Origin of the sequence: Paeniglutamicibacter gangotriensis Lz1y (assembly GCF_000348945.1) — a bacterium.
Taxonomy (GTDB): Bacteria; Actinomycetota; Actinomycetes; order Actinomycetales; family Micrococcaceae; genus Paeniglutamicibacter; species Paeniglutamicibacter gangotriensis.
In genome coordinates this window covers 37,269-60,338 of record NZ_AOCK01000008.1, presented here as the reverse complement: position 1 = coordinate 60,338, position 23,070 = coordinate 37,269, and the positions used below count along the sequence as shown (strand labels likewise).

Here is a 23,070-nt window from a genome sequence, read left to right as displayed (position 1 = left end):
GTTGCGTTGTCAGCGTCAGCTGGCCTAACGCGCCGTTGCCGCTTCCGTTTCCTCGTCGAAGGTCCGCGAGGCTTCCCGGGTATGCGGCACGAAGCGCACCATCATGGCCTTGAACCCCGGGGTGTTTGATTCGCGGGCCACCAGGTCCCGGTGTACCAAGGCGTTGGCTTCGGGGAAGTAGGCCGCGGCACACCCCTTGGCCGTCGGGTAGGCGACCAAGCGGAAGCGGTTGGCCCGGCGCTCGGTGCCGCCGAAGGTAGAAATGACATCCACCAGTGCCCTGTCCTGAAGTCCCAGCTCCACCAAGTCATCCGGGTTAATCAGGATGACCCGCCGACCGTTCTTGATGCCGCGGTACCTGTCATCAAGCCCGTAGAAGGTGGTGTTGTACTGGTCGTGCGACCGCATGGTCTGCAGGATCAGGTGCCCCTCGGGCGCCTCGAGCGCCTCAAAGTCAGAGACCGTGAACTTACCCTTGCCGATGTCCGTGGCGAAGGAGCGCGTATCGCGCGGCGGGTTGGGCAGCACGAAGCCGTTGCGACCGCGGACCCGCTTGTTGAAGTCTTCAAAGCCCGGCAGCACCCGGGAGATGTGATCGCGGATCACATCGTAGTCATCGGCCATGGCCTTCCAGTCCACCGAGTGGTCCTCACCCAGGATGGCGGTGGCCATCCGCGCCACAATCACCGGCTCGGCCAGCAGGTGCTCGGAGACCGGCTTCAGCCGCCCCTGGGTCGAGTCGATCACGGACATCGAATCTTCCACGGAGAGGAACTGTGGCCCACCGGGGTGCTTGTCGTCGCGGTCGGTGCGACCCAGCGTGGGAAGAATCAGCGAGGTCTGCCCGTGCACCACGTGGGAACGGTTGGGTTTGGTGGAGATGTGCACGGTGAGCTTGGTCCGCTGCATTCCGGCTTCCAGCGCCTCGGTTTCCGAATTCGCCAGAGCAAAGTTGCCACCCATGGAGACGAACACGTCGACGTTGTCCTGTTCGAAGGCGTCCAGGGCGTCGGTGGAGTCATAACCGTGGGCTCGTGGGGACTCGATCTTGAACTCGGTGTCCAAGGCGGCCAGCAGGGCCTCTCCGGGCTTTTCCCAGATGCCCATGGTCCGGTCGCCTTGGACGTTGGAGTGTCCGCGCACCGGGCAGGCACCGGCGCCGGGCTTGCCGAAGTTGCCCTGCAACAGCAACAGGTTGATGATTTCCTTCAGCGTCGGCACCGAGTGCGGCTGCTGGGTCAGGCCCAGCGCCCAGCAGAAGATGGACGCCTTGGATTTGATCAGCAGGTTGGCCACGGTGGTGATTTCCTCCCGGGTCAGCCCGGTGGCTTCCTCGGTGGCTTCCCAGTCCAGGGTGGCACGTGCTTCCTTGTAGGCCGCGTAGCCATCGGTCACCGACTCGATGAAGGCATGGTCGGCTACGGAACCGGGGTTCTTGGCCTCGGCTTCGAGCAGCAGGTGCCCGAAGGCCTGGAAGAGCGCCAAATCACCGCCGACCTTAATCTGCAGGAAATGGCTGCTGATGTCATCGGCCTTGCCCAGCATTCCGCGGACGGCCTGCGGGTCCTTGAAGCCGAAGAAACCGGCCTCGGGCAACGGGTTCACTGCCACGATGTGCGCTCCGCGTTTGCGGGCCTCGGCCAGTGTCGAGAGCATCCGCGGGTGGTTGGTGCCGGGGTTCTGCCCGACGAGGAAGATCAACTCCGCGTGCTCAAAGTCCTCGAGCGAGACGGTGCCCTTGCCGATCCCGATGGTCGGGTTCAGTGCCGATCCGGAGGATTCGTGGCACATGTTCGAGCAGTCCGGCAGGTTGTTGGTGCCCAGCGAGCGGGCCAACAGCTGGTACATGAACGCCGTCTCATTGGCGGTGCGCCCCGAGGTGTAGAAGACGCATTTATCCGGAGTGGTGGCATTGACGTGCTCGCCGATGGTGGCGAAGGCCTGCGCCCAGGAGATGGGCGTGTAGTGGCTCTCTCCGGCGCGGATGATCATGGGTTCGGTAATCCGGCCCTGGGAGCCAAGCCAGTACTCGGTCTTCTCGCGCAGCACGTTGATCGGGTGTTTGGCCCACCATTCGGGGGTCACGGTGCGGGCGCTGGCCTCTTCGGCAACGGCCTTGGCCCCGTTCTCACAGAATTCTGCGGGCTTGCGCGCCCCGGTGATGGATTCGGGCCAGGCGCAGCCCGGGCAGTCGAAGCCGCCGCGCTGGTTGATCCGCAGCATCGAGCGCAGCGTCCGGCTCACGCCGGCCTCGGCGAATCCGCGCTGCATCGAAACCAGCACGGCTTCGACGCCTGCCGCACTGCGTTTGGGCTCCGAGACGACCAGATCGTCTTCGATGATGTCCTGCGTTGGGGCTGGCCGATGCATTTGTCCTCCACGTTCAACATACGGTGTCGCGGACCGCGGCCGCTCGCCTGCCACTGTGCCAGAGTTTCCAGTGCGGATCCTAGGAGCCGCTCGAAACCCTGTCTGCATGCGTGTATATGTTCACCGTACTACCCCGGGAGAACGCCGCAAGGGTCAACTCGGTCTCCTGTGCCAGTTCCACCGCCAGCGAAGAGGGTGCACTGACCGCGGAGAGCACCGGGATACCCGCCATCGCTGCCTTCTGGACCAGTTCGAAGGAGGCCCGCCCGGAAACCTGCAGGACGGTGTCATGAAGCGGTAACTTGTGCTCCCGCAGCGCCGCTCCCACTACCTTGTCCACGGCGTTGTGCCGCCCCACGTCTTCGCGCAGCAGCAACAGTTCCCCGGAGGTGCTGAACAGCCCGGCGGCATGTACTCCTCCGGTGGCGGAGAACAGGAGCTGTTCCTGGCGCAGCGCGGCGGGCAGTCCCAGCAGCACCTTGATATCCACGATGCCGCGCGTCGGATCCAGCGGGTAGGAGGAGTTCTTGGTGACCTCGTCGATGGAGTTGGTGCCGCAGATCCCGCAGGCCGAGGAGGTCACCACGTTCCGGGCAGCGGAGAGGTCAGGGGGTTGGGCTCCTAAGCCGACCTGCACGTCGATGACGTTGAAGGTTTGGTTGCCGTCTTCATCGGTGCCCGCGCAATAGCGCATCGATACCAGGTGCTCGGCGCGGCTGATGATGCCTTCGGCCAGCAGGAATCCTGCCACCATGTCGAAGTCGTCCCCGGGTGTGCGCATCGAGGTGGTGAAGGAGGTGCCGTTGAAGCGTATTTCCAGGGGTTCTTCGACGGCCATCTTTTCCTCGCGGATGGTTCGTATCCCGTCCAGGGTTACCCGCACGACGCGCCTGCGTATTATTCTGCGTCCCATCCGATGTCCTTCCCTTCTGTGCCGATATCCCGCCGGCATCCGCCGCGTATCGCTCTTACCACGGTAGCTCCAAGTAGTGCACCGGAGCTCCTGCTGCGGCGCCCTCGGGACCGATGACCAGGATCGCATCGGCGGCGGCCAAACCGCGCAGCATCGCCGGGGCGATATGTTCAGAAGGGGCCAGCGCGTCGGGCCCGGCCGCATCGCGGGTCCAGCTGGCCGGAACCAGCCGGGTGCGCCCGGGCAACGGCCCGAAGTCTGCGGTACTGACCGCGGCGCGCAGCCTGGCCGGTGCACGTCCGGTGGCCCCGCGCAGGATCGGGTCCACTAGCGTGGCCGCTGCCATGAGTGCGGCCAAGGGATTTCCGGGCAGGGCCACCAGCAGCCTGTTTCCGGGCAGAGAAGAGAGCATCGAGGGGTGCCCCGGGCGCATGGCGATGGAGGAGATGACTTCGCTTCCGCCGAGTTCGTGCACTGCTGCGCGGACGAAGTCGCGGTCGGAGAATCCTGTGCCGCCGGTGGTGACGATGATGTTGGCGTCTCGGGCGGACGCCGAGTCCAGTGCCGCCACGGTGGCTTCGAGGGTGTCGCCGATCCGTGTGGTGCCAGAGGTTTGTCCGCCCAGTGTGGCCACGAGCAGTGGCAGTACCGGGGAGAATCCGTCGCGGACCTGCCCGGGTGCCGGGTACCCGGAGGTGACGACCTCATCACCGGTGAACACCAGATGCACCGAGGGTCTGGCAAAGACGCTGAGTTCGTCGTGACCCGAGACGGCAGCCGTGGCTAGGACTCCGGCGCGCAGCCGGGTTCCGGCGCTGGCCAGTAGCTCACCGGCGGCTGCCTCGGTGCCCGCGGGACGGATATCGGCCCCGGTCCGTGGGGGGCGATCGGCAACCAGCAGTGCGCCGTCTCGATGCGAGTCTTCCACGCGCAGGATCGAGGTGGTGCCGGTCGGGATCAATGAGCCGGTGACCACCGCGATGGCCTGCCCTTCGGCGATCCCCGGCGTTTTGCCTTCGCCGGGGTTTGGTGCCAGGTCGGCCAGCAACTGCCACGGTCCGGGTCCGTTAACCGCGTAGCCGTCCATGGCGGAGGTTTCGCAATGCGGCAGGGGGTAATTGGCTCGTAGCTCCGTGGCAAGGATCCGCCCGGCGGCGTGGTGCAGGTCAATGGATTCGGTCCTGGCGGTGCGCAAGGCGCCCAGTCGATGCGCGTCGGTGCGCGCGGCTTCCCAGCTGTGGTCTCTCAACGGTTGACGGACTAGGCGTTGTCTGCGGAACCGGAGCGTTTTGCCAGGACCGAGCGGGCCAAGGCATCGGCGGAGTCCATGGCCGGCTTCTCGGATGATTGACCGCTGCCTACGGCAAGGCCGGCCGCGTAACCGGCCAGGAAGGTGGTCAGCGGTGCCGCGGGACGCACGATGGTGTGGGCGGCAACACCGGCCAGCGAAAGCACCTGGTCAATGTCGACCCTCGTCCCGGAGAGCTCAAAGGCCCTCAAGAGTTCTGTGACCCAGTCTTCGAGTTGGGCTTCAGGCATGGTGCGTTCTCCTTGTCAGTGCCCGTTGGACACTGCTATCCCGTGCCGCCCGGCGTCCCCGGGCGTATCAACGTCGCTGAAGTCCGCATCGGGAAGCTTCAGCCGTTCCATCTGAACTGTAGCAAGCAGACGCATCATCGAAGCATTCTCGAGACTTCCGTGGGGTTCGGCGGCCTGGCTGATGGCTTCGCGCAGCGGGGTGGTGAGGATGGCGCAGGAAAGTGTCTGCAGCACCCCGGTCGCATCCTGGGGAACCCAGGCTTCGATGCCCGGTGCAGGCCTTTCGGTGGCTGCCAGCAGTGCTGCCACGACCGGGGCGGGGTCCAGCAGATCCGAGGCCAGTACCACGGTGAGTTCGGAGGCCTCGTTTTCGCGTTGTGCCCCTTCGTCGTCCGGCCCGTCATCGAGGGCTGCCCGACCAGCGGCGACCGCCGCGGCGGGGCCGGCAAAGGTGGGGTACTCACGAGTGATCACGACGCGCTGTTCATCCGGTGCGCCATCCATGTATCTGGTCACGGCCTCGGCCAGGGCATGGGCTCCGACGACCGCGATGGCTTGGGCGTCGCGAACGGCGTTGAGCGAATGTTCCAGTAACGTTTCACCCCGATGTTCCAGCAAGGGTTTGCTAACCCCGCCAAGTCGGGAACCACGGCCACCGGCCACGATGATCGCATCGAATTTCATGCTGCACTCCGTAAAAAGGGACTCCAAGCTTCTGCGGGGCGTTCAAGTTCAGTGATGAACCATTGCGCGCCTCGCGGGCGGCTCGGGGCGAACCGCAGCTTCCAACCAAGTTGCGCCAGCGTCCGGTCTCCCTTGGCACTGTTGCACCCTTGGCATGCTGCAACTAGATTCTCCCATGAATCCTCGCCACCGCGGCTTCGCGGCACGATGTGGTCGATCGTGTTGGCACTTCGTCCGCAATAGGCACAGCGGTGTCCATCGCGGCGTAGCACCCCGCGCCGCGAGACATTGATGGACGTGCGGTACGGCAACCGGACATAACGGTTGAGCAGGATCACCGTGGGCCTGGGCATGACGTGATTGACGCCGATCACCGGGTGGCGGTCGTCGTTGGCAAGGACCGTGGCCTTCCCCGTGAGGACAAGCAGAAGTGCCCGGCGGAAGGTGATGACCGCCAGCGGTTCAAATCCTGCATTCAGTACCAGGGTTCGCATGTGCGCCTCCGTTGATCCTGACCCGGCGCAACTAAGGGACCCGTCCACGACGGAAGTCCCTCACGGTGGCGCTCACGGCACTCGGCTTTGGCTCCTGCGCACTAGCCTAGGACAAGAAAGCGCTGTTTTCCTCGTTTTGGGCTCAAACGGCTTAAATTTCCATCATCATTTCAGCGTCCGTTCACCGGCCGGGGCGACCACTGCGTGGCGGCTGTCTGCCCTGCGCAATTCTCCGTTGTGTCGGCAGCAGGTAGCCGATGGGCTTAGGCCGGGGTGGCACACCGGTGCCACCCGGCGGAGCATCTCCGGGCTACGAGCAGTCTCAAGGGATTACGGAGCGTGGGTCAAGGCGCGGTCCGGACGACCAACCGTCGAGGTCCCCGTGGTTAAGCACAAGGCCCCGGCGGATCCTTGCGGATCGCCGGGGCCTTTGCCAAGACTAGAACTAGCCCTTGAGGGTGTAGTACCCGTAGAGCGGGTTGCGTGAAACGCTGTGCAGGATGGTGCCGACCGAGGGGTTCTGTGCACCGATCATCTTGCCACCACCGAGGTAGATGCCGACGTGGCCTCCACCGTTCTGGAAGACGAGGTCGCCCGGCTTCGGTGAGGAGGTGCGAACAAACTGGCCCGAACCGCGGATGGCGGAGGTGCCACGGGCGATGTTGATGCCGTGCTGCGCGTAGACGTACTTGACGAAGCCGGAGCAGTCCCAGCCAGAGGGGCTGCTGCCGCCCCAGACGTAGGGGGCGCCGACGTACTTGGCGGCGGTTGCTGCGATGCCTGAGAGGTTGCCGGTGTTGGCCGACTCCTTCTTGGCCTTCGGAGCTTCGGGCGCCTTAGGTGCCTTGGCGGTGGACTGCGGGGCGCCGCCGTTGTTTGAACGGGTCATCGGGGCGCTGGAGTCGTCGTTGTTGTTCGACGAGCGGGTCACCGGGGCGCTGGAGTTATTCGAGTTGTTCGAAGCGCGGGTCTGCGGAGCAGTTGACTGCTCGGTGACCTCATCGGCTACGGCAATCACGACGGGAGCCGGTGCGGGCTTGGAGGTGAACGCTGCGCGCTCGATGTCCAGGTCCTTGGAGCGATCCGCGGAGACCGAAACGGCCTTGACGGCAACGCGCTCTGCGGAAAGGCCTTCAACGGGGGTGGCGCTTGAATCGCGAGCCACGTTGCCCTGGGCTGCGGGTACACCCAAGGTCAATACGAGACCGGATGCTGCAGCGATGACCGCTGCCTGACGGCCAACGGAACCTGCATTCGAGGCAACTGCCTTCGAGATGGATTCGAGCGGGTTAGTCCGAACCGGGGTCGCGCGGTGGCGGCCCAATGCTGCTTGACGTGTAGTCACGTAGTGATGCCTCTCCTGATGCCTGCGGGGTGAGCTGTCGGGTTCGAGTGGGAGTCACTCGGCAATCCGGCTGTAAGGCCGCACTGCTTAACCCCAAGGCTTCCTAGTGTGGAAACCGAAAGTGGGTCCCCCGCCACTGCCAAACGAGTAATTGAACGGACACCGTGGGCTGGCAGTGCTCGGCACTTCCCGCGGCGGTATTCAGAGTTGATCCCTGAACACATCTTTTAGAATATATGAAGCGATTGCAAAAGTCACGTTCTGGTCACGGAACGGTGACAATTGGCGTTATAACCAGCCCTCGGGGTTTACCCATTTGCCGTTGACTATGACTTCGAGGTGCAGGTGAGGGCCTGTTGAGTTGCCGGTGCTGCCGCTCAAAGAGACGACATCGCCGCGGTTGACCTTCTGGCCTACTTTCACCTTCAGGACCGAGTTGTGGTTGTAGCTGGTTTCCAGCCCATTGCCATGGTCAACCTTCACCCGAAACCCGGAGTGCCCGGCCCATTCGGCCTGCACTACGGTACCGGCCGCGCTGGCCTTGATCGGCGTGCCCATCGGGACACCGTAGTCGAGGCCGTTGTGGCTCATAAAGCCAGGACCGGTGGGGTTTTTGCGGTGGCCGAAGCGTGAAGTCAGTCGCACGTTGTCTACCGGCTGGGCCAGAACGCCCTCGCTGGAGATCCTGGTGACGTCTCCGCCGGCGGCCGTCATGACGGTCTCCAGCTTGTCTTCGACGGTGTACTGGCTGGTCACTGATGCGCGATCGATCTTGATGGCGTCACCGGCAGGGGCCTTCACGTCAACAACCACTGACTGTGCCACACGCTGGGTGTCGGCAACTGCGTCTTCGGGTTCCTGCCCGGGCGAGGCGGCAGCGAAGGCGAGGCCGGAAACAGCCGCAACTGCCGCAAGTTTGTGGGTGAAACCCATGCGGGACCGCGGCCCTCGGGCTGCCCGTGGTGCGAGCGTGAGGACATTGTCCAGCTCGTCGGCTTTTGCAGGAGCGGACACCGGGGTGACGGGAGCCGCCAGAGCGACGGGAATCTCGGTGGCGGCGATGGATGCAGCATCCGGGACCGCTCCGTAGCGCAGGCCTGCACCAAAGCGGCGGCCTGTGTACTGAGTTGAGCTCGGGGTACCAGTGACCTCCGGGGCCACGACTAGAGAGCGTCGTCCTGAGCGACGGTTCGTGCCTTCACCGCCCAATGCGGTGTCCACAACCTGCTCTAGTGTGCCTTCTGCAGGCAGAGCATCAACGGGACCGGACGCACGACGGCGCCCAGCGGTGTGCTGCTGGGTCAAATGACTACCTCTCATGTATCGCCTGCGAAGTTAGCTGTCGGATTCGAGTCATGAGATCTACTCGGCCGAGCCCACCTGGGCGGACTCAGCTTCACCCCAAGAACCATGGCCATCGGCCAGGAACGGTTGAGTTGGGTCCTCCGCCCCTACCGGGACTGCTTGCTCCTGAATCCGCCGGTAGGGTTATGCGAACCGGATCAGGACCGGATTGCCTAAGTGCAACCCAACGTGAAACCCTACCGGTGTTTATGCCAAAGTTACAATTCCGTTATCAATCCATGCGACGGACAAATACATGGGCGCTGACTTCGGTCGGAAGCTCCAGCGCCCCCTCGATTCCTTCCACCCGCACCACCACGTAGTCTCCGGCCCTTTCGAGGGTGACTAGGGCTCCCGGGCGGATGCCGCCCTCATCAAGCTGCACCAGCAGCTCAGGCTCGACCTGAATGGTCTCGGCTAGGCGCTCGACACGCACAGGACCCGAATTGCCATCCAGCAGAGCGGAATCGAGATTTTGGACACTCACAGAGATTTCGGACAACGCCGGTCCTCCCAACGTTTCCAGCCCGGGAATGGGATTGCCATACGGGGACGCAGCCGGCTTACCGAGCAGTGCGTACAAACGCTGCTCTACCCGTTCGCTCATCACGTGTTCCCAACGACAGGCTTCCTCGTGGACATATTCCCACTCAAGGCCGATGACATCCGCCAGCAATCGTTCGGCCAAGCGGTGTTTGCGCATCACTCCGGTGGCGACCTCCGCACCGTGTTCGGTCAATTCGAGGTGCCGGTCGGTAGTCACCACGACAAGCCCGTCGCGTTCCATGCGGGCAATCGTCTGCGAAACCGTGGGACCAGAGTGCCCGAGGCGCTCGGCAATACGTGCACGCAGGGCGATGATGCCTTCTTCCTGGAGTTCCAGGATGGTGCGCAGGTACATTTCGGTGGTATCGATCAGATCTGACACGTTTGCAGCTCCCGCATGGGTTGTTTTTTACAAGAGTTCACGACGCCTCCACTCTACCCGCGTTCACATTACGGACTCGTTATTACGCATTGAATGCGAAGGTGCGAGATTATAGAAGACGGCAGGCGTCCCCCGATCCAACGGGTGAGAGGGAGCCAAAGCATACCCCCCCCTAATGAGGAGCAACATGAGCACCGGCATGACTATTCCCCAAGACCTTCTGCCAGTGGACGGCCGCTTCGGCGCTGGTCCGTCCAAGGTCCGCCCGGAACAGCTCCAGGCACTAAGCGATGCGGGCACGCAGCTCTTGGGAACCTCCCACCGTCAGGCGCCGGTCAAGAACTTGGTCCGCGAGATCCAGGAAGGCCTCAAAACCTTCTTCAACGCTCCCGAGGACTACGAAGTGGTCCTCGGCGTAGGCGGATCTACCGCATTCTGGGACGTGGCCACCTTCGGGTTGGTCCGCCACAAGGCCCAGCACCTGTCCTTCGGGGAGTTCGGCTCAAAGTTTGCCGCCGCCACCAACAAGGCCCCGTTCCTCGAGCCCTCCACCATCATCGTCTCCGAACCCGGCACACGCCCCGTTCCTGTCGCCGAGGCCGGGGTGGATGTATACGCTTGGCCCCAGAACGAGACCTCCACGGGCGTGGCCGCTCCTGTGCACCGGGTTGAGGGCGCCGATCAGGATGCACTGATCGTCATCGACGCCACCTCGGCTGCTGGCGGGCTAGACGTAGACGTCTCACAAACCGACGTCTACTACTTTGCCCCGCAGAAAAACTTCGCCTCCGACGGTGGACTGTGGATTGCCTTCTTCTCCCCCGCGGCCATTGCCCGCGCCGAGGAGATCGCTGCCTCGGGTCGCTGGATCCCTGACTTCTTGAACCTGAAGACCGCGATCGACAACTCGCGTCTGAACCAGACCTACAACACCCCAGCCCTCTCCACTCTGGTGACGCTCAACGCCCAGGTCCAGTGGCTCAATGCCAATGGCGGTTTGGCCTTTGCCTCGGGACGAACCGCGGACTCGGCCTCCCGCTTGTACGACTGGGCCGAGGCTTCCGACGTCGCCACCCCGTATGTGGTTGACCCGAAGGACCGCTCCAATGTCATTGCCACGATCGACTTCAACGATTCGATTGACGCCGCGGCCGTTGCTAAGACGCTGCGCGCCAACGGAGTGGTGGATGTCGAGCCGTACCGCAAGCTCGGCCGCAACCAGCTGCGCGTTGCCACCTTCGTGGCCATCGAGCCCGAAGATGTCTCGGCCTTGATCAAGTGCATCGAATACGTGCTGAAGAACAGCTAATTTCCCGGCCCAGTCAGGCGGCGTCATTGCACCGGATTTGAAACCGGAGCGGTGGCGCCGCCTTTCTCATGCCCGGTGACCGGGGTGGGATAGCTCCGATTGCCATAAAAAAGGGTGCATGGGCAACGATTCCCTGATCGTTTCCCATGCACCCTTTTGGTGGACTAGTCCACCGGAAGATTAATCTACTATTGCTTGTCGCTGTCTTCCGCGCCCTCGGCTTCGACCTCGGACTCTGGGTCGGCTTCCGCATCCGCTGCGTCCGTTGCAGAGGGCTCCTGCGCGGCATTCTCTACGGGCAGTTCAATCCCCGCAGCGGCCGCGGCGGCCTCCTCAGCCACACGTCGCTCGGCGTCGATCTCTTCGGGACGCACACGCTCTGCCCATGGCACCCAGGCCGGGGCCAGCAGTGCGTCGTCGCCAGGAAGGATCCCCACTTCACACACCGTGAGGTCCTTGGCCTGGCCGCGAGGAACGCGGGTCAGCGTCGCGAACCAGCACCAGCCCTCGTATCCGGGCAGTAGCGAGGCAAAGCGATGGGTCACCAGACGTTCGCCGTCGTTGACCGCGTCAACATGCTCGCCGATCATCGAAGCATCGGTGATTTCCAGCAATGCGCTGCGGGCGGGCTCGATGGCCTTGGCCAGGGTTGCGTCCAGTATTGGTTTCCGTGCCATATTGATCAGGCGTCCAAATCGTCGGCCACGGCGCGCAGCACTGCTGCGATCTTGGCGCCATGGGCTTTTTCAGGGTAACGGCCGTAGCGCAGGCCGTTGGAGACCGAGTCGAGCACCTTAATGAGGTCTTCGATCAGCACGGCGGTGTCTTCGGCCGGCTTGCGCTTGGCGCGCGATACGGAAGGGATCTCATCCAGCAAGCGTACGCTCAGCGCTTGGGCGCCCTTGCGTCCTTCGGCAATACCAAACTCTAGGCGGGTTCCTGCGCGCAGCTCCGTCACGCCCGCTGGCAGCGCAGAGGCGTTCAAATACACTTCCTGACCCTCATCGGTCACCAAGAATCCGAACCCCTTGGAGGGTTCGTACCATTTCACTTTGCCGGTTGGCACGTCTAACTACCTCGTTCTTGCGTCACAATGGGCCGTCCGCGGGGTCCTTGACCAACCGCGTTCCCCATTTTCTGGCGATCTCCCGGAACGAAACCACGCGGCCCGACACCCGCTTGCGGGGCGTCCGGGTCGGCTCATGCGACCGGGGAAGTCTATATCTTCTAGGGTACGACATCCCGGGCATACCCTCTTCCAGTCCCCGATCCGCACCCCGATATGGCTTCGCGTCCGCTGCACGGTAGTTTTAAGGGGTGAACACCACTGCCTCTACCCCCGCATCCCAGCGCATCCTGACCCTCGTGGCCGGCTCTATTGCCATTGTTTCGTTGGTTGCTCTGGCCATCATCCTCATCCAATACATGATGCAGACAGCCCCGGTCCCGGCCCTGCTTGCCGTGGCGCTCTACGGACTGCCGGTCGCCTTCATCCTGCTGATCGTGATCCTGGCGCTGAATTTCCGCGAACGCCGCCGTTCCCCCTAGCCCGGCCACCGGCATTCCCACTGCACAACCCGGCAAGTGCCGGGTGCCTTGGCTGCTTGCACCGTGTCGACAACCTCTGGGCTCACAATGAACACACAGGATTCATACAGACAACGGTTGCAGACTGGTAACTATGAATGCCAAAACCCCCGAAGCAAAGCTCCTGGTCGTCGACGACGAACCAAACATCCGCGAGTTGCTCTCCACCTCCCTACGCTTCGCAGGCTTCGAGGTGGTTGCGGCAGCCAACGGCCGTGAGGCTCTGGCCGCGGTGGAAGCAGACACCCCGGACCTTGCGGTCCTCGATGTGATGCTCCCCGACATGGACGGGTTCACCATCACCCGACGGCTGCGCGCCGCCGGCAAACACTTCCCGGTACTCTTCCTCACCGCCCGTGACGACACCGAGGACAAAGTCACCGGCCTGACCGTGGGCGGCGACGACTATGTCACCAAGCCCTTCAGCCTCGACGAGGTCGTGGCGCGCATCCGTGCGGTGCTGCGACGCACGCAGCCTGCCGAGGAAGACAGCGCAATCATCCGCGTGGACGACCTCGAACTGGATGACGACGCACACGAGGTCCGTCGCTCCGGGGAAGTCATCGAGCTCTCCCCGACCGAGTTCAAGCTGCTGCGCTACCTGATGATGAACCCCAACCGGGTGCTGTCCAAGGCACAGATCCTTGACCACGTCTGGGAATACGACTTCAACGGCGACGCCTCCATCGTGGAGTCATACATCTCCTACCTTCGTCGAAAGATCGACTCGCACCCCGACTGGCCTTCACTGATCCAGACCAAGCGCGGTGTCGGCTACCTCATGCGGACCGCTGACCGCCGCTAAGACGAAAGGCCGGTTCCCCCACGTGGAAAGCGCCCGCAGGTTTTGGCGACAGGTGTCGCTGCGGACCAAGCTCGTGGCCCTCATGAGCACACTGATGATCGCGGGCATTATGGTCACAGCGGTCGGCTCTGCCCAATCCCTGCGGCTGATGCTAACGGCCCAGGTCGACACCGATCTGAAGTCCAACACCGCCACCGTCACCGCCACGATGCTCAACGATTATGCGGGCATCGCCGCGATCAACCCCAAATCCAGCGGGCTGGCACGTTTCTACGGGGATCTGCGCGACGAATCCGGGACCAAGCTCTACACCATGCCGCGCAAGGCCTCCTCCGACGACAAGCCCCTCGATGCCCCGGACATCGAGGCCGCCGAACTTCAGAAGTTGCGCGAAAATCCTTCCGATTCATTGACGGTCAACGGCAGCAACCTCGGTTCTGCCGGCTGGCGGGTGCGCATCGTGGATCTACCGCGCACCGACTATGATCTGGTCTATGCCCTGCCGATGACCTCCGTGAACGACACCGTCACCAAGGCCACCATGCTGGTGATCTCCACGGGCATGCTGGCAACACTACTGATGTCGATGATCGCCTACGGGATCACCACCCGTGCGCTGCTGCCGCTGTTGCGCGTTGAACGCACCGCCGCGGCCATTGCCGCGGGCGACCTGTCCCGGCGCGTGGAGGATTATCCGCCAGAAACCGAGGTCGGGCGACTCTCGCGTTCCTTGAACGCGATGCTGGCGCACATCGAACACGCCTTCCGTGGACGGGCCGCCTCCGAGCGCAAGATGCGCCGCTTCATCCAGGACGCCTCACACGAGCTGCGCACCCCCTTGGTCACCATCCAGGGGTATTCGGAGTTCTACCGGCAAGGCGGACTGAACGACCCGGAGATGCTGCGCACCGCCATGGGACGGATCGAAGCCGAATCCAAACGCATGGCCCAACTGGTCGAAGACCTACTGACCCTGGCCCGGCTCGACGAGCAGCGCCCGTTGGAGCGCATACCCATTGACCTGCTGATGCTGGCAGGGGATGCCGTCGAGGACCTGCGGGTCAACGACGTGGACCGCAAGGTGCGGCTGGTCGGCCTCGACGGCGGAGCTCCGCAACAGGCGCCCACCAGCGGGGACGAGGCAAGGCTGCGCCAGATCGTCGCCAATCTCATGACCAACGCCCTGCGCTACACCCCTGCGGGAACCGACATCGAGATCGCTGTCGGGGTCAAACCCGTCATCGACGGGAGATCCGACGCAGTGTTGGAGATCCGTGACCACGGTCCTGGCATCTCCGAAGAAGACGCTGGGCGGGTCTTTGAACGGTTCTACCGTGCCGACTCTTCACGTCAGCGAGAAACCGGCGGCACCGGCCTGGGCCTGGCCATCGTCGCGGCGATCGCCGCACAGCACGACGGCTCCATCAGGCTCAGCGACACCGCCGGAGGCGGAGCAACAATGTCGATCCACCTGCCCTACGTCAAGCCGGAGGACTCGCTAGAGGCCGAGGAAGACGTCGAAGTTTAAGCCCTCGAGCCTTCCAGCATTATCCACACCCCGTTGCGGCCTCTGCCCGCAACGGGGTGTGTTGCTTTTAGCCTGTAGTCAGAAGCCTGCGCCGAATCGGCCAGAAGTTTCCCGCCGCGGACCAAATCGGCCCGCGGTGCCACCTGATTACCAGCACGGAAGTGAAAGCAACATGAGTACTTTTGCCGCCAATACCAATGAGATGCAGGTCCGTTCCATGAACCTGCAGGCCACCATCGAGCGCGTCCGGGCCGAGGTGAACTCCTTGACCTCGTCACTGCAAGATCTGCAAGGAACCTGGCAGGGCGCAGCCTCTGGCAATTTCCAGTCCGTGGTCGCCGACTGGCGCACCACCCAGGCTCGCGTCGAGGAATCCCTGTCTTCCATCGGCACCGCTCTGAACCGTGCCTCGGTTCAATACGACGAGGCCGAGGCCGCCAACGCCAGCCTCTTCACGTACTGACCGCCGAAGGCGTGATGGGCGTATTAGTCTAGGGAACGTGTCCATCCTTATTGATCCACCGTTCTGGCCGGCCCACGGAACCCTCTTCTCGCATATGGTCTCCGATGCCTCGCTCGAGGAGCTCCACGCCTTCGCCCGCGCCCAGGACCTCTCTGAGCGCGCCTTCGACCGCGACCACTACGACGTCCCGCAGCAACGCTACGACGCTCTGGTGGCCGCCGGCGCCGTCGCGGTGCCGGCCACCGAGCTGGTGCGCCGGCTGATTGCTTCGGGGTTGCGGGTGCGCGCCAAGGAACGGCCCGAACGCCTGGACGCGGTGTTGCTGGCCCGTTGGGAGTCTCTGGGGCTCTCGGCACCGGAGCTGGGTCGGGAACTACTGGATTGCTGGAGCCAGGAACAGCGGACTTATCACGACAGGGCACACCTGTTAGCGGTCTTGGCAGCCCTTGATACGTTGGGCTCTCCAGCGAGGCTGGGCTCCGAGCATCTGGGGGTGCATTTGGCCGCGTGGTTCCACGATGCGGTGTATCTGGGCCGTGCCACCGATGAGGAGGACTCCGCGGCGTTGGCAGCCGCCCGGCTGCCGGGCATCGGAGTTCGGGAGCAGGTAGTGGCCGAGGTGGTGCGGCTAGTGCGCTTGACCAAGACACATAAGCCGGAGCCCGGCGACAACGCAGGAGCGCTACTTTGCGATGCGGATCTGGAGGTACTGGCCCGAAACCCGGCGGCATACCGTCGCTACACCACCGCGGTGCGGCGCGAATACGCTCACGTTCCGGACCCGGATTTCGCCCGCGGCCGCGCGGTAATCCTGCGCGGGCTGCTGGCGGACGGTTCGTTGTATTCCACTGCCCGTGGCCGGGAACTATGGGAAGAAAAAGCCTTGGCGAATCTCCATCTCGAGCTCATGGAGTTGGAATCCGTGGAACCATAGCTCGTCGCAGCTCACGCGGGTTGCTCATCGCGGTGCAGTGCCCGGACCCAGAGCTCGAGGTGTTCTTCCATAAACCTTGTGGCGCCGACGCAATGCTCTCCGTGGCCATCGAGGAACATCTGTCCCCAGGGCTGGTGGTTTTCCTGGTGTGCGGCGCGCAGAAAGTCGTACATGGCCCGGGTACGTTCGATCATCGTGCTTGGCAGACCCGCACACATCTCGGTGTCCGCCGCGTCCCCCTCCACCGCTAGGCTCCGTAGGCGTACTGCGGCAACGTGGGGGTCCTGGCCGGCGACGAGGAAGGCAAAGGATTGGGCGGCATAGGCTAGAGGCGAGTACTGGGTCCGGCACCGTCACAGTCGATAAAGACCGGTTCATCGCCCAGCACAAGGCTCCATGGCGCCAAGTCGTTGTGACAGATCATCTCCGCATCGGCCACCGGTACCAAGGAAGAACAGGGCTCCCCCGGGGCAGGTGTGAAACCGGCGGCACAATCGTGGATGCTGCGGATCGATCGTCCGACCGTGGACAGGAGGTCCGCGAGCAGGGAACGGTCGTGTGGTGCTGGTGTCCCGGCAACGAATTCCACGACGTGGCGACCTTGCGGATCTTTGCCGTACGTTTGGGGGCCTCGGAGAGGCCCTGATCCCTGAGATGTTCCATGAACCGGTGGACCGCCGGGGTATTTTCCTGCCAAGGCTTGCGTACCGTATTTCCCACACGCATCACCGCGTCGGTCGCGTTACCGCCGCGCAGCTGCTCTTCATTCCGGGGCATGGAAACATCTTAGACCCATGGTTAACGCCGGAGGCCGCCTTCCGGTGCGGCGCTCCGTTCCCTCAGTGAAGAGGGGGTGGAGCACCGCGGGAAAGCGACCTCTGATTTGGCCCTAGGGCCTACACGTCAAACGTGGTGTGAAGCAACAGGGGGATTAGAATCCACCCATGCCACCCATGCCACCCATGTCGTCGCCACCCGGTGCTGCTGCGCCGGCCGGAGCCGGCTTGTCAGCGACAACGGCCTCGGTGGTCAGGAACAGACCGGCAATGGAAGCCGCGTTCTGCAGTGCAGAGCGCGTAACCTTTACCGGGTCGTTCACGCCGGCGGTGAGGAGATCCTCGTAGACGCCGGTCATCGCGTTCAGGCCGTGGCCCGAGGGCAGGGACTTGACCTTGTCGGCGACAACGCCCGGCTCCATGCCAGCGTTGAAGGCGATCTGCTTCAGCGGAGCTTCGATGGCAACGCGAACGATGTTCGCACCGGTTGCCTCGTCACCCGTCAGTTCCAGCTTGGCGAATGCAGCAGCGCCGGCCTGGATGAGGGCTACGCCGCCACCGGCGACAATGCCTTCTTCAACAGCAGCCTTGGCGTTGCGCACTGCATCTTCGATGCGGTGCTTGCGTTCCTTGAGCTCGACCTCTGTAGCGGCACCGGCCTTGATGACGGCAACGCCGCCGGCCAGCTTGGCCAGACGTTCCTGCAGCTTCTCGCGGTCGTAGTCCGAATCGGAGTTCTCGATCTCGGCGCGAATCTGGTTCACGCGACCGGCGATCTCCTCGGCGTCGCCGGCACCTTCGACGATGGTGGTCTCGTCCTTGGTGACAACAACCTTGCGGGCGGAGCCCAGCAGGTCGATGGTGGCGTTTTCGAGCTTCAGGCCGATTTCCTCGGAGATGACCTGGCCACCGGAGAGGATGGCGATGTCGGCCAGCATGGCCTTGCGACGGTCACCGAAGCCCGGTGCCTTGACGGCGACGGACTTGAACAGGCCACGGATCTTGTTCACGATCAGGGTGGCCAGGGCTTCGCCCTCGATGTCTTCGGCGATGATCAGCAGCGGCTTGTTGGACTGCATGACCTTCTCAAGGATCGAAACCATGTCCTTGACGTTGGTGATCTTCGAGTTGACGATCAGGATGTACGGATCCTCAAGGACCGTTTCCTGGCGCTCGTTGTCGGTGACAAAGTAGGCCGAGATGTAGCCCTTGTCGAAGCGCATGCCCTCGGTGAGCTCAAGTTCGAGGCCGAAGGTGTTCGACTCCTCAACGGTGATGACACCTTCCTTGCCGACCTTGTCCAACGCTTCAGCGATTAGTGCGCCGATTTCGTTGTCACCGGCGGAGATCGACGCGGTGGCCGCAATCTGCTCCTTGGTTTCGATTTCCTTGGCGGAGGCCAGCAGTTCGGCGGTAACCGCGTCAACTGCCTTCTCGATGCCGCGCTTGAGGCTCAGCGGGTCGGCGCCGGCTGCAACGTTGCGCAGACCTTCCTTGACCAGGGCCTGTGCCAGGACGGTTGCGGTGGTGGTGCCGTCGCCTGCGACGTCATCAGTCTTCTTGGCAACTTCCTTGACGAGCTCGGCACCGATCTTCTCGTACGGGTCCTCGAGCTCGATCTCCTTGGCAATGGAAACACCATCGTTGGTGATCGTGGGTGCGCCCCACTTCTTTTCCAAAACGACGTTGCGTCCACGCGGGCCAAGGGTGACCTTGACGGCGTCGGCCAAGATGTTCAGGCCGCGCTCAAGGCCGCGGCGTGCTTCCTCGTCAAATGCAATGATTTTGGCCATAGCGGCTTATGTCCTTTCGGGACGTTCATGCGTATCTACGACCTGAGGCAACGCCCGCGACGGACGAAGAATCCGCGATGTCATGGGACGATCGCAAAAGCTTCTCGCTGCCTTGGTCAAGGACTCACTCAAACACCGCCCCGAGACCGCATATATTCGGTCGAAACTTCGATCGAATTAGCAGTCGGGTCGTGCGAGTGCTAATACAAATCTTGGCACTCCGGACCGTGGAGTGCAAGCTGTGGGACTTTGCCCTCAGCGTAGCGCGCTCATCTATTGGTAGGTGTTGCCCAGCACGATGGCGATATTGCCGGGGATGTCGGCACTTTGCATGATTGAGGTCAGCCCGAGTTCCTTGGCCGCGGCCTCTGCGGTGGCGCGGTAGGTCTCGGAACGGTAGTACACCGTTGAGTAGGTAACCTTCTTCGTCCAGTCCGAGGCCACTACGTTGGAGTATCCGGCGTCGAGCAGCGTAGTGCGTGCCGTTCCGGCGACGCCTCCGATGTTGGACCCGTTGTAAACGCCCATGGTCATTGTGGGGTCGACATCCTCTGGGAAGTCACTTTGGCCCGGTGAGCTGGACTGACTCTCGTCCGACGAACCGGTGGTATCGCTTGGTTCCGTGGAGTCGGAGTCCATGGATTCGGATTCTGTGGACGATTCCGATGGCGTCTCCGAGGAGTCAGCGGAAGAATCAACCGTTGGTTCTTCGCTGGCCTTCGTGGAAGCCGAGGAACTGGCAGCCACTGGCGCCGGGTCGTTCGAGGTGCCCATGAGTTTGGGCAGAACCATGAAGGAAAACAGTCCCACGACCAGGGCAAGCGCCCCGAACACCATCAGCCAGCGCAACCCGGATCGGGCCCCGCCCACGGATGCTGCTGCAGCCCAGCCGTTTTCGCGGTGCGATCCGCTACGGTTGCTGAACTCTGGGACGCGATCAAATTCATCGCGCGGATAGTTGGTCATACCCGTCCTCGGTGATGTCTCTTGCAATGTGGGCATGCGCGGGTGCACGATCGCAAGCCTTCACGGGCCAGGAACTGCCCGTTGTGCATTGCTCTCATGCCTCGGATTCGACGCGTTTGGCCGACCGAGCGCGATGCCTAGTCGTTCGTAGTCTACGCAATCGCTTGACCAGCATGGGGTCATGGGCCAACGCCGCGTCCGTGTCGATCAGCGTATTGAGCAACTGATAGTAATTAGTCGGGGAGATGGAAAACATCTCCGTGATGGCCTGTTCCTTGGCTCCGGCGTATTTCCACCACGAGCGTTCCAGCGCGAGAATCCGCTGAGAACGCTCGTCCAGTCCACTGGCCTCATCGAGTTCAAACTCGCTCTCTGGCGTCTCAGATGACATCGCACTTCCCTTAAGATTCCGGTTCGCCGGGGTACGGCGAACCACTGGGCAATCTGCCCCAACTGTAATGATTCTAACGTGCGGCGTGCGCTCTCGGGCTGTCCTTCGGTCCGTGTATCGGCCCACAATGGTTCCTATGGACACGCACGAGACACCTTTGTTTGAATTTGCCGCTCCGCAGGCACAGCCCGCACCGTTTCCGTTTGCTACGGGCTTGAACGACGCGGTGGCTGGAGGTTTCATTGCCCCAGACTGGGCACTGGCACTAGAACCGGTCCAGGGGGTGCTGGTGGACCTGGCGCGTGATCTTGAGGCCAGGCGTGCCGCCGGCGAGCACATCCTGCCCGAGCCCGGGAACATCCTGCGGGCCTTTAGTCGCCCGTTAGCCGAGGCCAGGGTGCTGGTCATGGGTCAGGATCCGTACCCCACCCCGGGGCATTCGATGGGATTGAGCTTCGCGGCGTTGCCACAGGTGCAGCCGCTGCCGCGCAGCCTGAAGAACATCTATACCGAGCTGCATCAGGATACCGGGCTGCCGGTTCCGGGCCACGGAGATTTGTCGGCGTGGGCGAACCAGGGTGTGGTGCTGCTGAACCGAGTTCTCACCGTGGCAGCCGGGGACGCGGGCTCGCATCGGAAGCTTGGCTGGGAGGCCATCACCGACGCTGCGATAGCGGCCCTGGCAGCGCGCGGTGGCCCGCTGGTGGCGATCCTGTGGGGCAAGGACGCCCAAGCGCTTGCCCCGGCACTGGACAGCATTCCGATCATCGCGTCCGCGCACCCCTCACCGCTCTCGGCGCGCCGCGGTTTCTTTGGCTCCAAGCCCTTCACCCGGGCGAATGAGTTGCTCGTCGCCCAGGGTGGTAACCCCATTGACTGGGCTCTGCCGCTGGCACGCCGCAGGGGCTAGCGGCGACGGATGTTGCGGCGCTCGGCCAATACCTCGGCGCCGATGAGCGGGCGGGCGATGGTGTCGCCGAAGACCACGCCTCCGGCGATGGCCATCATGATGGTGAATGCGGTGAACATCTGCACCATCGCACCGGACATGTCCGCGACATCAAAAACGATCCCGTACATGGATCGGAAAATCATGAGTCCCGGCAGCAGGAACACGATTGCTGGCGCTGCCAGCACCAGTTGCGGGGCGCGCAGCTTGTAAGCGGCCCAGCGTCCGGCAAAGCCAACAAAGGTCGCGGCCACCGCCGGTGCCGCCCGGTCCCCCACACCTAACGCCTGGATCCCGAGCAAGATCATGTAGCCCAGCAAAGCGATGGCCCCGATGGGCAGCAATAGCTTGGGCTCGGACTGCTCGGTGACGCCTCCAGCCATGACTGCAAGAACCACCAGCGCCGCCAGTAGCCAGCCGGGGTAGACGATCACGTCGATGGAACTGACGTCGAGCTCCGGGGCTCCTAGCATCCGCCCGGAGACCAACGCGGTCATGATCCCGGTCAGGATCGCGGCGTAGGTCAGCGCGGCGGAGAAGAAGCGCCCGGAGGCCGTGACGGGAAACCCATTGATCGCATCCTGTAACGCCGAGACGAATCTGGACGAGGGTAGTAACAACAGGATGCCACCGGCGACCACGATCGACGGATCCATGGGTGCACGCAACGCGTGGAAGAGGATCGCGATGGCCGTGACGACAAAGGTAGAGGTGGCGATCGAGAAAAATTCGGGCACCCTCCAGCGCGACGCGTATTTGATGACCTGCCCCACGGCTATCGAGGAGACAAAGGCCAGGGCAGCGCCGGTCAGTGAGCCGCCGATGAACACCACGAAGAGCGCGGCAAAGGCACCGGCCGCCGAGGCGACCATCCAGCGCGGGAAGGGTTTGGGCTTGCGCGCGATCGCCCGCAGCCTGTCCACCGACTGCTGGCGGGTGACGCCACCGGAGATGATGTCTGAAACCAACCGGTGCACCTGGGCCAAACCGGCAAAGTTGGTGGTCCAGGAGCGCACCACGCGCAGCATCGAATACGACTCGCCTTCCGGCGGGGAGAAGTTCAGGTGGATCGACTGGTTGGTGATATCCACGTCGGTGTGCCGCAGACCCAGCGCCGCGGTCACCGCGATAACACTGGTTTCCACTTCCAGGGACCCTGCCCCGTAGCGGAACATGGTTTCGGCCAGGTCGAGCGCAAATTCTAGGGTCTTGCGGGCCGAAGCGTCCTGGGCCGCGTTCACCTTCGGATTGGCGTAGGGAGTGCCCCTGAGACGATCGACGATGTTGATGGCTTGGGTGGGCGGGGTATCGGAGGCCAGAAAGCGCGAGATCATCCGCTTGGCCGCCGGGTTAACCCGTGGTGGCATGGCCGGCAGGCCGCTGGAGGTGACTCCGACCAGGCCGGTCTTCGCGTTGATGGCGTCTTGGGCCAGGGTGGTGGGCCGCGACCGCTTAGCAGGTTTGGCGGGTTTGGGGATCTTGGACGCGGCGGGGCGCTTTGCCGCCGGCCTTCCAGAGGGTGTGGGCGAGTTCCCACCCATGGGCTTGGACGCGGGCTTCCGCTGGCCGGTCATGGAGGCTGGTGAAGCCGCCTCCGAGGTCTCTGATTTCAGCACGGCTCGGGGAATCTGGGGAGCATTTTGCGCATACTCGGCAGCATCCTTCAGGGCTTGGGTAATGTTGACCATTTCCCGTGTCTGGACACGGCGCAGCCTGGCCACCTGCGGGTTGGGATCCTCGCCCGGGGACACCGGAATGCCGGTGTCCGGATCCTTGCCTGAAGACACACTTTCTCCTGTCGTTTGCGCTTTCTCCCACTCACCTTACCGCCGCCTTATTGGACTTTGAGCCATGGGCCGCGCAACTCACAGTTGTCGCATTGGACACAGTGGGTATTCGCGTCCCGGGAATATCGCGGAGCGAGCCATAGTTGAGCCAGAGTGAATGCAAAC

General features: G+C 63.3%; 23 protein-coding genes and 2 riboswitches. Of the genes, 7 read left to right on the top strand and 16 right to left on the bottom strand.

Features of this window, described 5'->3' with window-relative positions:
• Positions 1-24: 24 nt before the first annotated feature.
• From ADIAG_RS13355 to ADIAG_RS13315, 9 genes are all read right to left on the bottom strand, one after another.
• Complete coding sequence (locus ADIAG_RS13355; protein ID WP_007271914.1) at positions 25-2,370, bottom strand: FdhF/YdeP family oxidoreductase; 2,346 nt, start codon at positions 2,368-2,370, stop codon at positions 25-27.
• Positions 2,371-2,449: 79 nt separating this feature from the next.
• Positions 2,450-3,283: a formate dehydrogenase accessory sulfurtransferase FdhD gene (fdhD, locus tag ADIAG_RS13350; RefSeq protein ID WP_007271913.1), complete on the bottom strand. Its 834-nt coding sequence runs from the start codon at positions 3,281-3,283 to the stop codon at positions 2,450-2,452.
• A 55-nt stretch (positions 3,284-3,338) separates the two neighbouring features.
• Entirely contained in the window at positions 3,339-4,532 is a 1,194-nt protein-coding gene (locus ADIAG_RS13345) for a molybdopterin molybdotransferase MoeA (protein ID WP_007271912.1), read from the bottom strand.
• 11 nt (positions 4,533-4,543) lie between these two features.
• Entirely contained in the window at positions 4,544-4,822 is a 279-nt protein-coding gene (locus ADIAG_RS13340; protein WP_007271911.1) for a DUF6457 domain-containing protein, read from the bottom strand.
• A 15-nt stretch (positions 4,823-4,837) separates the two neighbouring features.
• Complete coding sequence (gene mobA / locus ADIAG_RS13335; protein WP_007271910.1) at positions 4,838-5,506, bottom strand: molybdenum cofactor guanylyltransferase; 669 nt, start codon at positions 5,504-5,506, stop codon at positions 4,838-4,840.
• Positions 5,503-6,000 (bottom strand): HNH endonuclease, encoded by a 498-nt coding sequence (locus ADIAG_RS13330; protein WP_007271909.1) that lies wholly within the window; start codon positions 5,998-6,000, stop codon positions 5,503-5,505. The genes mobA and ADIAG_RS13330 overlap by 4 nt, the downstream gene beginning before the upstream one ends.
• Before the next feature lie 445 nt (positions 6,001-6,445).
• Positions 6,446-7,345: a C40 family peptidase gene (locus ADIAG_RS13325; protein ID WP_007271908.1), complete on the bottom strand. Its 900-nt coding sequence runs from the start codon at positions 7,343-7,345 to the stop codon at positions 6,446-6,448.
• A gap of 5 nt (positions 7,346-7,350) precedes the next feature.
• Positions 7,351-7,505, bottom strand: a riboswitch (cyclic di-AMP (ydaO/yuaA leader).
• Between the two features lie 128 nt (positions 7,506-7,633).
• Positions 7,634-8,566: a M23 family metallopeptidase gene (locus ADIAG_RS20345; protein ID WP_235045908.1), complete on the bottom strand. Its 933-nt coding sequence runs from the start codon at positions 8,564-8,566 to the stop codon at positions 7,634-7,636.
• A gap of 87 nt (positions 8,567-8,653) precedes the next feature.
• Positions 8,654-8,820: riboswitch (cyclic di-AMP (ydaO/yuaA leader) on the bottom strand.
• Positions 8,821-8,921: 101 nt separating this feature from the next.
• The gene (locus tag ADIAG_RS13315; protein WP_007271906.1) at positions 8,922-9,617 is read right to left on the bottom strand and encodes a metal-dependent transcriptional regulator; all 696 of its coding nucleotides are present in this window, start codon (positions 9,615-9,617) and stop codon (positions 8,922-8,924) included.
• A gap of 187 nt (positions 9,618-9,804) precedes the next feature.
• On the opposite strand from ADIAG_RS13315, the gene serC reads away from it, so the two are divergent.
• Positions 9,805-10,926, top strand: a complete 1,122-nt coding sequence (gene serC, locus ADIAG_RS13310; protein ID WP_007271905.1) for a phosphoserine transaminase — start codon at positions 9,805-9,807, stop codon at positions 10,924-10,926.
• Positions 10,927-11,114: 188 nt separating this feature from the next.
• On the opposite strand, the gene ADIAG_RS13305 is transcribed toward serC, so the two are convergent.
• Both ADIAG_RS13305 and ADIAG_RS13300 read right to left on the bottom strand, forming a co-directional pair.
• The gene (locus tag ADIAG_RS13305; RefSeq protein ID WP_007271904.1) at positions 11,115-11,603 is read right to left on the bottom strand and encodes a DUF3027 domain-containing protein; all 489 of its coding nucleotides are present in this window, start codon (positions 11,601-11,603) and stop codon (positions 11,115-11,117) included.
• Between the two features lie 5 nt (positions 11,604-11,608).
• Positions 11,609-11,992 (bottom strand): cold-shock protein, encoded by a 384-nt coding sequence (locus ADIAG_RS13300; RefSeq protein ID WP_007271903.1) that lies wholly within the window; start codon positions 11,990-11,992, stop codon positions 11,609-11,611.
• 251 nt (positions 11,993-12,243) lie between these two features.
• Here ADIAG_RS13300 and ADIAG_RS13295 point away from each other — a divergent pair, with 251 nt between their 5' ends.
• From ADIAG_RS13295 to ADIAG_RS13275, 5 genes are all read left to right on the top strand, one after another.
• A complete protein-coding gene (locus ADIAG_RS13295; protein ID WP_007271902.1) occupies positions 12,244-12,474 on the top strand; it encodes a hypothetical protein in 231 nt (76 codons plus the stop codon).
• A 133-nt stretch (positions 12,475-12,607) separates the two neighbouring features.
• Complete coding sequence (locus tag ADIAG_RS13290) at positions 12,608-13,318, top strand: response regulator transcription factor (RefSeq protein ID WP_007271901.1); 711 nt, start codon at positions 12,608-12,610, stop codon at positions 13,316-13,318.
• Between the two features lie 82 nt (positions 13,319-13,400).
• On the top strand, positions 13,401-14,846 hold the full coding sequence (locus ADIAG_RS13285; protein WP_149618816.1) for a sensor histidine kinase: 1,446 nt from the start codon (positions 13,401-13,403) through the stop codon (positions 14,844-14,846).
• Positions 14,847-15,018: 172 nt separating this feature from the next.
• Positions 15,019-15,309: a WXG100 family type VII secretion target gene (locus ADIAG_RS13280; RefSeq protein WP_007271899.1), complete on the top strand. Its 291-nt coding sequence runs from the start codon at positions 15,019-15,021 to the stop codon at positions 15,307-15,309.
• Positions 15,310-15,346: 37 nt separating this feature from the next.
• The gene (locus ADIAG_RS13275) at positions 15,347-16,243 is read left to right on the top strand and encodes a DUF4031 domain-containing protein (RefSeq protein WP_043475013.1); all 897 of its coding nucleotides are present in this window, start codon (positions 15,347-15,349) and stop codon (positions 16,241-16,243) included.
• Positions 16,244-16,254: 11 nt separating this feature from the next.
• Here the strand turns inward: ADIAG_RS13275 and ADIAG_RS20340 are convergent, their stop codons facing one another.
• From ADIAG_RS20340 to ADIAG_RS13255, 4 genes are all read right to left on the bottom strand, one after another.
• Positions 16,255-16,437, bottom strand: coding sequence for a hypothetical protein (locus ADIAG_RS20340; RefSeq protein ID WP_149618819.1), 183 nt, complete (start codon positions 16,435-16,437; stop codon positions 16,255-16,257).
• Positions 16,438-17,174: 737 nt separating this feature from the next.
• On the bottom strand, positions 17,175-18,812 hold the full coding sequence (groL, locus tag ADIAG_RS13265) for a chaperonin GroEL (RefSeq protein WP_007271896.1): 1,638 nt from the start codon (positions 18,810-18,812) through the stop codon (positions 17,175-17,177).
• 273 nt (positions 18,813-19,085) lie between these two features.
• Positions 19,086-19,778: a LytR C-terminal domain-containing protein gene (locus tag ADIAG_RS13260; RefSeq protein WP_007271895.1), complete on the bottom strand. Its 693-nt coding sequence runs from the start codon at positions 19,776-19,778 to the stop codon at positions 19,086-19,088.
• A 94-nt stretch (positions 19,779-19,872) separates the two neighbouring features.
• On the bottom strand, positions 19,873-20,169 hold the full coding sequence (locus tag ADIAG_RS13255) for a DUF3263 domain-containing protein (RefSeq protein WP_007271894.1): 297 nt from the start codon (positions 20,167-20,169) through the stop codon (positions 19,873-19,875).
• A gap of 136 nt (positions 20,170-20,305) precedes the next feature.
• Between ADIAG_RS13255 and ADIAG_RS13250 the strand changes: the two genes are divergently transcribed.
• A complete protein-coding gene (locus ADIAG_RS13250; RefSeq protein WP_007271893.1) occupies positions 20,306-21,079 on the top strand; it encodes a uracil-DNA glycosylase in 774 nt (257 codons plus the stop codon).
• On the opposite strand, the gene ADIAG_RS13245 is transcribed toward ADIAG_RS13250, so the two are convergent.
• Positions 21,076-22,905: a threonine/serine exporter family protein gene (locus ADIAG_RS13245; RefSeq protein ID WP_007271892.1), complete on the bottom strand. Its 1,830-nt coding sequence runs from the start codon at positions 22,903-22,905 to the stop codon at positions 21,076-21,078. The two genes, ADIAG_RS13250 and ADIAG_RS13245, sit on opposite strands and share 4 nt — an antisense overlap.
• Positions 22,906-23,070: the final 165 nt, after the last annotated feature.